The sequence below is a fragment of the Methylophilus sp. Leaf408 genome, from assembly GCF_916856905.1.
In the GTDB taxonomy this organism is placed as follows: Bacteria; Pseudomonadota; Gammaproteobacteria; order Burkholderiales; family Methylophilaceae; genus Methylophilus.
Genome location: NZ_CAKASK010000002.1, coordinates 1 through 15421, shown reverse-complemented (window position 1 = coordinate 15421; position 15421 = coordinate 1). Strand labels below are relative to the sequence as shown.

The 15421-nt window shown below is 47.4% G+C and carries 3 protein-coding genes; all 3 read left to right on the top strand.

Annotated features, from left to right (window positions below):
- Window positions 1-209: 209 nt before the first annotated feature.
- A complete protein-coding gene (locus tag LPA26_RS10885; protein WP_229008360.1) occupies window positions 210-14459 on the top strand; it encodes a LysM peptidoglycan-binding domain-containing protein in 14250 nt (4749 codons plus the stop codon).
- On the top strand, window positions 14456-14899 hold the full coding sequence (locus LPA26_RS10880) for a hypothetical protein (RefSeq protein WP_229008359.1): 444 nt from the start codon (window positions 14456-14458) through the stop codon (window positions 14897-14899). Before LPA26_RS10885 ends, LPA26_RS10880 begins: the two co-directional genes overlap by 4 nt.
- 60 nt (window positions 14900-14959) lie before the next feature.
- A partial coding sequence (locus LPA26_RS10875) for a transposase (protein WP_229008358.1) occupies window positions 14960-15421 on the top strand: 462 nt, incomplete at its 3' end.

Genomic DNA, 15421 nt, shown 5'->3' with positions numbered 1-15421 from the left:
TTATTCTTCTTCATAATGCCAATGCCGACCATAAATTAGTACGAAATTTAGATATTTCAATTTAATTTAAAATAAATCTTACATTTCGCTAAACACTTTCAAAAAAGTCCGGATAAGTTGTTTAAGTAGGGGAAGTATCATTGTGTCGGATAGATGTTTGACGCACGGTACTCGATCACACAAACAACACTAATCTGGAAGGTTTAGCTATGGTAGCGATCGTCACTGGTAACGGCGTAGGTCTTGGCAAGAGTTCATCTGAGGTATTGGGTCAAGGTGGGCAGTTAGGATTAGGGCAGTTACCTGGAGCTGCGGGAGCAGCTTATGTGAATGCCAGTAATGGCAACCTGATCATCCAGCGCCAGGATGAGTTACTTATCGGCCGTGGTCCAGATATCGGCGTATACCAGACCTACAACAGCCAGGGTAGTCTAGACTTTGATAATAACGACAACTGGCAAGTCTCCCTGTATCGCCAGTTATCTGGTCATACTGGTAGTTACAATACCGCAGGTAGCACAGTTACCCGTACTGGTGCCGATGGCTCTCCATTAGTCTATACCTACGACAGCACAACCGGCAGTGCTACCCTAGGAAAATACGTCAACAAGGATGGCTCAGGCAGCTTCGACACCCTGACCTACACCTCAGGTACCAATACCTGGGTATGGCAAGATGGGGATAGCCGCATTAAGGAAAGCTACGCGGTTGATCCTAATGACAGCAGCAAGTGGCGCATCACCAGTGTCACCGACCTGGACAACAATAGCCTCACCTACACTTATAGCACAGTCTCAGGCTTAACCAGCCTAATCGACAAGGTCACCAGTGCCAATGGTGAGATCACGCAACTCATCTACAACAGCAGCAAACAACTGACGCAGATCAACGTCATCAATAGCAGCAATGTCACTACTACCCGTATCCTTTACACCTACGAGAGTACAGCTACCACCGCGCGCCTGACCGCTGTCTCCACAGACCTGACCCCAGCCGATAGCAGCATTGCCGATGGCAAGACCTACACCACGACTTACACCTACGATGGTACCAGCAAGCGGATTGCCAGCATCACCAACAGTGATGGCAGCAAAGTCAGCTTTACTTATGAGAGCAGTGGGTCATTCCGTCTATTGACCATTAGTGACTATGTCACCAACAGCAGCACCATCAATAACACCACCACCCTCAGCTACGCCAGTGCCACTACCACGACGGTGACCAACACCAATAACGCTGGTACCAGCCTGGTGACGACACTCACATATGACACTAATAAGCAGTTAACCAATATCCAGGGTCCATCAGGGTCTGGCCAGAATGTCAGTTACACCTATAACACTAACGGTGATGTCACTCAGGTAACCGACAGTCGTGGTAACTGGACAAAGTACACTTACGATGCCCAAGGTAACCAGTTAACCCAACAGGACAACTTGGGCAATACCATCGTCCGCACTTACGACAGCACAGCGACAGGCTTCAATCAGTTGCTCACTCAAACGGTTTATACGGCAGTGGACGCCACACCAGGCGACGCCACCATTGCAGGCAATGGCACAACCCAAACCACGCGCTATACCTACGACAGCAAGAACCATGTGCGCTTCACTATTAGTGCTGAAGGACGGGTGACTGAATACCGTTACAACGCGCAAGGTCAGTTAAGCAGCACACACCAATATACAGACAACCTGTTTACTAACACAGGTAACCAGACTGAAGCATTAATAAACAACTGGCTGACTGCTGCGATCAAGTCCAAATCACAACGCACGGATTACCTTTATGATTCTCGAGGTCAATTGAGAGAGCAGATTGTTTACACAAATGTAGATGCGACGGCAGGTAGTGAAGGCAATGGTATAGCTGATGGCACGCAAATGCGAACCCAGTATGTGTATGACCAGTCTGGTAATTTGGTACAAAAGATCGATGCACGAGGTGTGGCATCCACCACAACCAACGATTACCTGACCAGTTATAGCTACGATGGTCTGAACCGCCTGACCGTGACTAAGCAGTACGATTTTACCGGATTGGAAGCTCGAAGTGTGTCTACTGTGACAGCTTATAATGAAGGCAGCCGCCAGGTCACGCTCACTCTGGCCAATGGCCTGGTGACTACCAGCACCTATGACCTGGCAGGCCGGCTGATGTCGGTACAGAAGACGGATGCCAGCGCTACTAACCTTGGCACAGTCAGCTACGCCTACGATAATCAAAACAACCTGCGTACGGTGACCGATGAGTTAGGCAACATCACCTATTACCTGTACGACAGTGCAAACCGCAAGGTAGGTGAGATCGACGAAAACAAGAACCTGACGGAGTGGGTATATAACAACAACGGACAGGTCATCCGCAGCATTCAATATAACAGCCCCGTCACCGCTACCCTTAGTGCTGCTACTGCACTGACCAATACGCTGACCACTAGTGGCGTCAGAATTAAAGATGCAGCCAATGACCGTGTTGCGCATAAACTTTATGATGCAGCGGGCCGATTGGCGAAAGAGATCGATGGCTTGGGGGCTGTCACTGAATATATCTATGATGGTGCCAGCCGTTTGCTGAAGACCATTGCTTACGCTAATTCGCTAAACACCACTCAACTGAATGCCCTCAATGCCGCGACTGGCGAGATCCTGCCGACAGACAGCAATACCATTCCTGCGGCAGACAGTACTAATGACCGGATCAGTCGCAATCTTTACAACAAAGATGGTCTCTTGATCAGCACTATCGATGCTGAAAATTATTACACCCGTTATGACTACGATGCTGCTGGTCGCAAGACCCGTACAGTGAAGTATGCAGGCCAGGTACAAATTGCCGGCGTGGCTAGCCTAGATAGCGGGATTATTCCCCAAGTCGTAACAGCGGCACTTGCTAGTGGCGCTAATACATTGTATGTGATCACGGATAACGTAACAGCAAGATCCAGCACCAAAGATATCGTCACCGACTATATCTACAATGCAGCAAGTCAGCTAACTGGGATGGTGGATTCAGAAGGTTACCTGACACTATACGCATATGACTACGCGGGCAATGATTTTGCAGTCATGCGATTTGCCAACAGGATGGTAGGTACGCTCACTGCCAATACATTGCCGCAGATATTGGAAAGTGCAGGAACTGGAAACTATGTGGTGAGAAGCCCGGAAGACCAATACCTTGTTACAGAATATGATGCCAACAACCGGTTGGTGACGAAGTCTGACCAAGCCGGACTGAACACTATTTATGAGTACGACAGTGTTGGTAATTTGGTCACCACAAGGCAATTTTATTCTAATCTCAATCAGGCGGACCATAGGATAGAACGCCGTCAATATGACAGCCGCGGTAACCTGATAGCCGAGTTAAGTCCGGTCGGCGTTGCTGCATTGAATTTGTTGGGTGCCAGCCCGACCCAGCCACAGATAGACAGCATCTGGAACAGCTATGGCACTCGCTATAGCTATGACATTGCAGGCCGACTGATCAGCAAGATAGAGCCTAATGGTCTGGATGCAGCGGGTAACAGGACCCTGTACTACTACGACAAAGAAGGCAAGCTGATCTACACCATCAATGCGTTGGGTGAAGTGAGCCAGACAGTGTATAACAGCTTCGACCAGGTAGCTGAGACTCGTCGCTATAACACCCGGATTGCGTCTGCCACCTTGGCAGGTTTGACGGGTGGTGCGGATACTGCGGTGGCCAGTGCGATTACCGGGATTAATGCCGGTGGGTATAGCAATATCCAACTTGGTTACGACAAGCTGGGTCAGTTGATCAGTACGACTGATGAACTGACGAATGTGAATAGCCGCACCTACAATGCCTTTGGTGAGCTGAATAACCGTACAGACAAAATAGATGGCAGTACCAATGTACTCACTAGCTACCAGTATGACCGCAAAGGCCTGTTAAAGACGACCACAGAGGACTCAGCTGGCATCAATCGTATTACCTCTGCTATTTATGATGCGTTTGGCCGAGTCACGCAGACCATCGATGGCCGCAATACCCTAACCAAATACAGCTATGACCGTTTAGGTCGCACGGTGACGACTACTGATGCCCTGAGCCAGAACACCACCGTGACTTACGATGCGTTTGACCGCAAGGTGAGTTTGCTGGATGCCAGAGGCAATACTACCAGCTGGAGCTATAACGCCACCAATCGTACCATGACGATGACTACGCCTGAGAATATCAGTGTAGTCACCACGAGGAATACATTTGGTGAAGTGGTGCAAGTCACCGATGGTCGAGGCGGTATCACCAGCTATCAATACAATACCGATGGCCAACTTACCCAAACAGTAGAGCACAGTGGCAGTGGCAAGCTCAACATTACTACTGAGAATATCTATGATAAGGCTGGGCGTGTCTATCAGACCAAGGACGCTAAAGGCACCATTACTCAATACAATTGGGATCCGATTAACCGGGTATTGAGTAAAACGGTTGATCCGTCAGGGTTAAACCTGGCTACCCGATACCGCTATGACGCCCAAGGTCGCCAGATCTGGACTCAGGATGCCAAGAATATCTGGACGCGGATGGATTATGATAAAAAGGGCCAGCTCACCAAGGTCACCATCGATCCGACTAGCGTGCCGACCAACGATGCGAACGGCGTAATCACGGGGTCGGTTGCAAATGCCGCTGGCCTCAGTCTAGTGACCAGCTACACCTATGATGCGCGTGGCAAGAAGCTGACGGTGATCGAAGGGGATGGTACTACATCAGCGCGCACCACCAAGTATGGATATGACAAACTGGGTCGCCTGACCAGCAGCATCGTTGATCCAGGAACGAACAAGCTCAACCTGACGACCAGCTACACTTACGACAAGAACGACAACGTAGTATTGAAGACGGATGCAAATGGTAACAAGACCGTCTATACCTATGATGCGAATGACCGTCTGGTATATACAGTTGATCCGTTAGGCTACATTACCAAGAATGAATATGATGCCAATGGCAATATCAGTACCAAGACCGCTTATGCCACGCCGCTGGCTGCTGCCGCACTGTCCAGCTTACAGACAAACGTCGCTGCTAGTGCGCAGAGCAATGCCGCCGTCACTATCGCGCCGGCGACCACTTTAACAGACCAGGTCACACAATACGGCTACGACAAGGATAACCGCCTGGTCAATGAAACGCTGGGTTACGGCAGCGCCAATGCCGTCACCACCCACTACGACTATGACGCCAACGGCAACCAGGTCAAGGTCACCGTCGGCTACAACCTGGCCACACCCGCTGACCTCAGCAATGCCCGTATCACGCAGCAGGTATTTGACGCTGCCAACCGCAAGATCGCCGCCATCGATGCTTTGGGTAACCGTACCGAAACTACATACGATGCCACCGATAATATCACTAGCATCAAGGACGCCTTGGGCAATCTAGGCTATTACTACTACGATGCGGCGGGACGTACTGTCCTGCAGGTCAACCCGGACGGCGCAGTCACACAGAACAGCTACGATGCGCTGGGCAATTTGACGCAAAGTCTGCGCTACGCCAACCGCATCCAAACCATCGGCACGGCGACATTAGGCACCGCCACTATCCCGCAAATCGTCAGCGCGGCGCCCACTTCCGGAAATAGCGTCTACGTGCTTAGCGACGCCAATAAAGACGAGAAGCAGACCACCGCCTATGACAGCCTCAACCGTAAGCTCAATATTAAAACCTGGATTGGCGCTACCAGCAGTAACGTCGCTACTGACTACTACAGCGAAAGCTTCAGCTACGATGCGCTGGGCAATGCCTTAAGCACTACCGCCCGTAACGGCGCCACCACCACTTACAGCTATGACGCTGCCGGCCGCAAGCTGACGGAAGTGTTGCCTGTCACAACACGCAATGCTGCCAACAGCGGTAATATCGCCGTCAGCAACACTTTTACCTACGATGCCTTTGGCAACCTGCTCACTAAAGTTGAAGCTGATGGTGCACTCACCACCCGCACGACCACCTACGTAAATGACAAATTGGGCCGTCAGCAACAGACTACGCAAAGTGTACAGACGACTACTGGGGTCAGTGCGCCTGCGATTACCCAGAAGACTTATGATGCCCGTGGCAACCTCACCTCTGAAAAAGATGCCAATAACAACTGGACCTACACTTACTATGACCAGCAAGACCGTCGTACAGCCAGCGTCAAGGCGGATGGCAGTTACACCACCTGGACCTACGATGCCCTAGGCAATATCAGCCAACAGACACAGTATGCCAACAAGATACAGGTCAGCGGTACCGGGACACTGTCTGCGACCAGCAGCATACAACTGGTGACAACAGCTCCAGGCGGTAATGCGGTCTACCTGCTTACCGATGCTACCAATGACCGTAGCATCCTGTACACCTACGACAAGGTAGGTCGTCAGACCGGCACTGAAATCCAGAACATCACCACAGGTGTGTATAACACTGCCAGCAGCCAGTACCAGGTCAGCACTGGCAGCATCACCACTAAAACCGAATACGATGCATTGGGCAATATCATCAAGCAGACCGATGGTAACGGCAACGTGACCCGTAGCTGGTACAACAAGGCTGGTCAGATAGTCGCCAAGCTGGATGCCGAAGGCTATGTGACCATCTGGGATCGGGATATGTATGGCAATATCAGTCGAGAGACGCGTTATGCCAATAAAGTGCAGCTAAGCGGTACGGCAACGTTGGATAGTAGCGTTCCTGTTCCAGTGGATGTAGCGCCTGAAGGTAACAGTGTCTATGTCGTAAGAAAAGCGACAGATGACCGCATAACCAACATTGTTTATGACAAGCTGAACCGTGTGAGTACTGAGACGATTAACAATGTGCAAGCTGGCAGTGTTAATGCAACGACAGGGGTACTCACTGCGGCATCGTCTACTAATGTGACGACTAGCTATCAATATGATGGCCTGAATAATGTCATACAGAAAACTGATGCGACGAGTGCTGTAAAGAACTGGGAGTATGATGGTCTTGGTCGTGAGCTTAGTGTGATCAATCCACAGTTTAATGACTTCGAGGGTTATGCAGTCAGAACACGTACGGATAAGGAATATGATGGCCTCAGCAATGTGACCAGGGAAATCCGTCGTGGCCGTGATAATGCGGTAGAAACTGATGACCAGATTACGACCTATACCTACGGTGTAGGTGGACGCTTGATCAGCGAAACTGATGCAGCAGGTGCAGTGATTCAGTATGAATATGACCTGAACGGAAATGTGATCAAGCAGGTGCAGAAGGATCGCAGGAATGCGAATCAGACTGCAGCAGGTACAGGGGTAGATGATGTCACCACCTATACCTACGACTCACTCAGCCGTCAGGTCAAGACCACGGATCAAGGTACGACAGTAGTACAGGAGGTTCAGTACAACAACTTTAACCAAGTGACGGGTAAACGCACCTACACAACCAGCGTAAACCCTACTAGCTGGGATGAGTATAGCCAGTATGATCAGGCTGGCAGGGTATGGAAGTCTAATTCTGGTGAAGGTGTAACAAAAGTCTACATTAACGACAAGAATGGTAATGCAACGGCGGCTATTAGTGGCACGTTGGATATGCGCAATATGACATTAGCGCAAGTAGTGAATCAAAGGTCTTTGGACAGTCAGAGCAACGTAGCACAGCAGACGATGTATACCTACAGTGTGTATGACAAGAAGAACCAGGCGATTACCACTGTGCAGCCGAACATGGATGTGGATAGTAATAATTCTGTCAAAACAGGGACATTACAGATACCTAGTAAAAGTAGTTTATTAAACTGGAGTTACTCATCCAATAATCGATTCGTGGTAGATATGACCCAGAATGATGGGATAGCCTGGCTTATCGGGATGCACACATTATCAACTTCAATTAATATTGCAGATACTTCTTATTTAGGTAGTGGCAACCTAAAGTTAGAGATGATATATGTTGATATTGGTCAAAATGTGCAATTTGATTCGGTAGTGAAGTATCTTGACTCTTCCGGCGGGGCTTTCAATTATTCTGGCTACTACAATTCTGAGCGTGGGAGCGGAGGATATGACTCAACATTGTATTTGCTTAAAGGAAGTTGGCGGTTTCCAGACACCCCCGCAATGAGTGTAAAAATACGCTTAACAAAAGAAACTGCGCAAGGTCAAATTCAATTATTTAATGAAGTAGTATATACAGACGATATTAGAAGCCAACTAGAAACTGACAACTATTGGATTGAGAACTGGGAAGCAAGGCCGGAATTTAATTCGAGTGCTAATGGTGTCGGGAGTAATGCTAAGGTCATATATATTTCGAATCAGCCGCCTTCGTCCTCGAAGCTATTGCTGAGTTATCGACCTACAGGTTCAACAGGCGCTTATACAACGATATCCGTCCCCCAGATGCTCAATAGTGCTGGTGCAGCGATGTCCGGCATGTATGCTTTTGACTGGAGTACTCTTGGGGCTGGGGAGTATGAGTTTCAGTATGTTGCACTCGATAGTAACGGTCAAATCCTCAATCAGCAAAGTGGAACATTTAACACCACATTTGCAGCTTCTGGCGGAGGGGTCAGCCTTAACCCTGCCAATAACATCAGTTACAACCCACCTAATGCGTTCACTCAAATCGGCAATAGTCTCAAGAAGACTGGCGGAACGAATGGCGTTTGGACAGATGCGGGTGTATTTAGCCAAATAGGATATACCGGTAGCGCTTATCTGACAGCACGTGCCGGACAGACCAATTTACATGCCATGATTGGGTTGAACAGCGACCCGATGACAGACAGGAACTATACATCACTGGATTATGCATGGTATCCAGCAGCAGATGGCAAACTATACATTTACGAGAATGGTGCCAATGTGGTGGCTGCGGGTTATGGCACCTATCTTCCTTCTGATGTATTAGAAATCAGCTATCAGGGTACCACCGTTAATTACCTGAAGAATGGCACGGTCATACGCAGTGTCACAACGACGGCAGGGCGCACCTTGTATATGGATTCCAGTTTTTACAACACTGGGTATGTCTTTGATGAAGTGAGGTTTGGCAGCAATGCTGCGAGCGCTACAGATATTGTACTGAATAACGATACTGCATTAGTTAAAACCGGTGGAAGTAACGGCGGAGCTTGGGATGCCGATGCATTTAGTAAAGTTGGTTATACCGGTAGTGCTTATGTATCAGCGCGCGCAGGTCAAACCAATCTATATGCCATGATCGGACTAAACAGTGATCCGATGACAGATAAGAGTTATACCTCTCTTGATTATGCGTGGTATCCAGCAGCAGATGGGAAATTATACATTTACGAGAATGGTGCCAACGTTGTGGCTGCAGGTTTTGGTGCTTACCTTCCATCTGATGTTCTGGCAGTTGAATATCAGGGAACGACTGTCAATTATCTAAAAAATGGCACAGTCATCCGCAGTGTCACAACAACGGCAGGCCGTACTTTGTATATGGATTCGAGCTTCCTCCATACTGGATATATCTTTAATGATGTGAAATTTGGAAGCAACGCTTCAAGTGCGGCAGCAGTTGTTTTAAATAATGACAATTCAATAGTAAAAACGGGAGCAAACGGTGTATGGGATGCAGATGTATACACCACTCTTGGGTATACAGCGAATGCATATGTATCGGCACGAGCCGGACAGACTAACTTGTATGGGATGTTCGGGTTAAATAGTGATCCGATGACAGATAAAAGTTACACCTCTCTTGATTATGCCTGGTATCCAGCAGCAGACGGTAATCTCTATATTTATGAAAGTGGAACACAGTTAAACGGGTTTGGTGCTTATACACCATCAGATGTATTGGCGATTGAGTATCAAGGTACAACAATTAAGTATTTTAAAAACGGTACGGTCATCCGTACTGCCACTACCACTGCTAACCGTACTTTCTACTTGGACTCTAGTTTCCATAATACTGGTTATAGATTGAATGATATTAAGTTCGGGAGCAATGCTGCGACTGCAACTGCCTTATTGTTTGCACCATCTATCTCAGTCCAAGCGCCATTAGCCATTGGCGGAATAGGTCGCGCATTATTTACTAATACGTCTGTCGCTGGCATGTCCTCTGGTCTGCAATTGATTGATCAGGGAGCGGATGCAACTAGTGTTGTTACGCGCTATCGTCTCAAGAGTAGTGGTGGTAGTTGGATTACTCCAAGCACAAGCTTTGTTGCCAATTCAAGCTTTGGTATTGGAAGCTTCGTGCTTGATCCTACAGGGTTAAGTGGCATGAGTAACAGCAACGACTACGAGGTGCAATTTGATATTAAAAATAGTAGCGGGGTTGTATTACGTACAGTTACAGCTACGATTAACAAAGATTCCAGTGGTGCACTGAGTATCGGCTCGCTTGCGAATGTCACGGTTTATATTACTAGCCCTGGTAATAATGAAATCAATCGCTCCCAAGCCTACAACGCCTTTGGAGAGATCGTCAGCGAAACCGATGGTCGCGGGAATGTAACTAGCTATACCTATAATACTATGGGAGCAATGACGAAGAAGACTGCGCCGACAGTCAGTGTCACGGCAGAGAATGGTGCGCAAAGCAATACACCTCCTGTTACTGAGTACACTTATGATGCAGCTGGTCGAGTGATCGCTATTAAGGATGCCAATGGTAATGTGAATACCCAAGTATGGCTGACGGGAGTGACTGGTAGCGAAAGCGTCGTTTTAGAGAAGCACGCTGATGGGGGCATCAAATCGGTTGGCTATGACATCTTTGGTAATAAACGCACTGAATATGATGAGCTTGCCACATCACGCACGACTGCATCTGCAGATGCTATTCACCGTATTGACTACACTTATGACCAAGAAAACCGCCTGACGCGTATTGATCGCCAGGCACGTGCCAATGGTACGAGAAGCTATGATGAGTACGGATATGATGCCGCTGGCAATCGTATCAGCCATACCACCAGTAGTGACGTGACTAATGTTACGCAGATTGATAATACCCGCCAGATTGAGAAAACCTACTACGATAGTTTGGGTCGCGTGACTAAAACCAGCAGCTTCATGGGCTTTGAGACTAACTATGCCTATACCTACGTCAGTAATATTATTGGAGTTGGTAGCGCTACCGTTGCTGGCTGGCAAAAGACTACTACCGATGCTGTGGGTAGAGCCCTAGTGGACAAGACTGATATGTTTAACCATGTCACTTGGCATCAGGATTTAGGAGGGCACCAGTTTACCTATGTTTATAACCAGGCGGGTTGGCTTACAAGCCAAACCAGCTTAGGGGCAGGCTCACAATATAGTGGCCAGAATATTGTTTATAGCTACTATAACAACGGCAATATCAAATCGATACACGATAAAGCCTTGGGTATGTACACCTATTACGAATACGACAAAGATGGTAATCGTACCTTTGAAGGATATATCAGCCTCAAGGATGCATCTAACTTTGCAGCCGGTGCCAAAGATTACTACCAATATGCCAACATCAGTTACGACGCGATGAACCGCATGATCAGTATCGTTGATAGTAAAGCCCGTATTAATTACGAGTACGATGCTGTTGGTAATCGCCGTATGGTTAAAAGTGAATACTATGATGGAGTGACTGGTAGCAAACAAACGCAAGAGTACTGGTATAAATATGACAGCATGAATCGCTTCCTGATTAGTATGGGTACTTTTACAGGTACTCGAGGTAGTGGCAGCATTGGTTTAGGGGTCACAGGGACGATGAGTAGCCCTAACCAGAATACTGCTGTGTCTATCAGCTACAACCAGGCAGGCCAGCGTAAGCAAGCACTTTATGCGAGCAATAACGGTACCGAGAGCTACACATATACCAATGATGGTTATTTGACAGATGTCAAAATCAACAATGTACTCAGGAGTAGTCGTACTAACGATGGGTTGGGGCGCGTTACCACATATAACGAATATGCCACGAATGGCACTACCGTTAATTACACCAAGACTACTTCTTATGATAAAGACAATCGAGTTACCAAAGACACTGGTACGGATGGTACGACGGATTATTTTTACCACACCAATAACACGGATAACACGAGTGCCGCAGTTGCAACTGGAGCAGGTCAATTAGCTAGGGTACAAAACGTTAAGGGTGGTACTACGGTTAACACTTACTATGCTTACGAGTATTGGGATGAGGCCAAACAGCTTGCTATTTCCAACCAGGGTTACAACCCTACGCTTAAGAAAAATAATGCGTTCTGGAAGCCGGGCTACTCTGATCTCAAATATGATGTAAATGGTCATCTGGCTGGTGCTAATGACGCGGGCGCTGATGGTAACAGAGGCAGTGCAGATGATAGGAGTTTCCGCTATGTAACGGATGCTCAAGGACTGATTCTGTTACGGGATGAGATTGCCGGTACTTCCGTTAATCGCGTGCAACGCTTTTACTATGTGAATGGCAAGCGTGTGGGCGATGTGGGTAATGATGGCCCTGGTCGTACTGACTATGTGCAGGCTATGGCTGGTCGAGGTGTCTCAAAAACTGAGTATAAGAACTTTAAGCCCGTATCCAGTGCGGACTTTGATCAAAACTATGAGCCTGTCAGTCCCGGCTATCCTGGCTTTGCCGCGACTAGTTATACGGTAAAGAGTGGTGAAACCCTGCAGAGCATTGCACAGGCAGTATGGGGCGATTCGGCAATGTGGTATCTGATTGCAGATGCTAACGGTCTTGCGAGTAATAGTGAATTAGTGGCTGGTCAAGTACTGACCATCCCTAACAAGATCACTAATGTCCATAACAACAGTAGTACCTATCGAGTTTATAACCCAGGAGAGGCGATAGGAGACATCAACCCGACATTGCCAACAGCTCCGCCGCCGCCTAAGAAGAAAAAGAAATGCGGCGGCTTCGCGCAGCTGATAGTGGCAATCGTAACGATTGCAGTCAGTGTGGTTGCGACAGCCACATTAGGGCCAATAGGTGGAGCAGTAGTTGGGAATTTAGCGGGGCAAGTTACCGGAAATGTATTAGGTGTTCAAAAAGGCTTTGACTTCAAGAGCTTTGCAACAGCAGTGGTTACTGCTGGCATCACCGATGGACTCATGGGTGCAAGTGCCGCAAATCCATCTGGCGTCATTGGTAAAGCGATTCAGTCTGGTCTTGGTAGCACCACTGCTGCAATTGCTGCAAGGGCCGTAGTCGGTAATGTGATTGGTCAAGGTGTGGGTAATATCACTGGAAGTCAGAAAGGCTTTAATTGGGCCAGTGTAGCAGCAGCAGGTGCTGGTGCAGCGGCCGGGTCTTCTATTGGCGTTAAGGTGGGTGGCGCATTTTTTGATCAAACAGCCAATTCTATTAGTAAAACAGGACAATTTATAACTGCAGCGAGTCAAGGCCTTGCTTCAAGTGTTGCGGGTCAACTGACGCAAATCGCATTGGATGGTAAAGGCAAGCTGAGTTGGGCGAATGTTGCGATTAGTGGTGTGAGTGCAGGTGTGGGAGCATTGGCTGGATATTACAATCCGAAGGATGGAGGTAAGGTCGCAAAAGCTGATTCAGTATTTACTGGCCAGCGGATTAATGTTGCGGGTGACAACAATGATTTGCAACTTGAAGATGTTGTAGTGACCGCCAAGCGCCCTAACCCTGTAGATACCTTGGTCGGCCAGACAGCGGACAGATTGATGCAGATAGATCGACTTACGCAGAGTTTGCCACGTGCAGAAGTCAGGGCGATGACACCGATGGAGAGTTTCTCTACATTTAACCCTGTAGGTGTCCGTCTAAAAGGCTTGGCAAATATTGGTAATAATCTTGTAGGCGGAGTCGGCTCTACTATCACTGGTCTTTACAATATTGCAAGTGATGCTCAAGCCTTTGTATCGGGTAGTCAGCGTAGTGTGATAACCGGTAAATTTGAACCCTCAAGTGGCTTGATACAGCCATTCCAAAACGGGACTTTACTGCAAAATAGTGCCAATATCGTAGGTGGAACTGTAACTGCTACATTAAGAGCACCATTTGATTTAGCGGATGGCTTGCGTTATGGCAATGCAGATAAGATTGGGAGTGGTGGGGCCTCATTGCTAGGCATAGTAGGTGGTAAACTTACATTAGCAAATCCAAGCAGATATGCTACTTTTGGCGTTGCCTTAACAAGTGACTATAAAGCAACATTCTTTACGGCCCATCCAGAGCTAAAAGGCCAAGTTGTAGTTCATCATGCAGTTGAACAGCAGGTTCTCACAAAATTCCCTGGAGTTGTAAGTAATACTGAAATTCATTCACTTGAGAATCTACGCGGTATACCGCATGAGATAAATAATAAAGTACATCTAAGCGAAATTAGGGTTGAGTGGAATCGGTTTTATAAGCCATTTATCGCAAATGGCACAAGCCCCACTCAGGCTCAGCTTTTAGAAAAAGCCACGCAGATTGATGCTAAGTATGGCTCTCAATTTAATCCGCCAATTGGAGGTGGTAATCGATGAAATACTATGTGATAGAACCAGAAGTTGCTGGTGGACTTGGAGAGCGAACAGTCATAGATCGTTCTTCAGGACGTATTGAAGTTAAGAAACTACACTATCACTTTGATGGGTGGCTTGGTGATGAGCTTTTAGAGAGTACGCCTTGTTTTATTGTCTCGACTCGATTGGCTAATGAGATCGAAAACCAAAAGTATACTGGTGTTATGTTTTCTGATGCTGAAATTACAACCTCAGACGAATTTAATGATTTACACGAAAATTTGAAACTTCCGGACTTTTTATGGTTAAAGGTGTTTGGAGTTGCTGGCAAAGATGACTTTGGAATGTCATCTGAGCTAAATCTGGTAGTCTCAGAGCCTGCACTTCAATTATTGAAACAGATTGGTATTTCGCATGCAGCATCTATCAGGGAAGTAATCAGTGGGGTCAGACTCGATTGACTTAGTCGGATTAATTTGCTTTCGAGCATCCCTCTGTGTTTTTTGAGAGCGGTATCTGCCATGGCCCGACTCCCTCGTTTTGTTCTGTTTGGTCACCCACAGCACGTTATTATCCGAGGGAATAACCGCGCCCCAGTCTTTGCTGCGGAAGACGACTATCAATTCTTCTTAGATAAATTGGCAGACGCGGCCAAAAAGCATCAATGCGATATTCACGCCTATGTATTAATGACCAATCACATACATCTGTTAGCCACACCCCACAAAGAATATGGGCTTTCCAAAATGATGCAAATGTTGGGGCGTTTCTATGTGCAGTACTATAACTATACCTACAAGCGCAGTGGTACTTTATGGGAGGGGCGCTATAAGTCTTGTTTGGTAGATGCTGAGAGGTATCTTTTAGAGTTGTCTCGTTACATAGAATTAAATCCTGTCAGGGCAAATATGGTTGGAGACCCCGCAAGTTATGTATGGTCTAGTTATCAAATAAATGCATTGGGCAAAGTTTCTTCGCTTTGT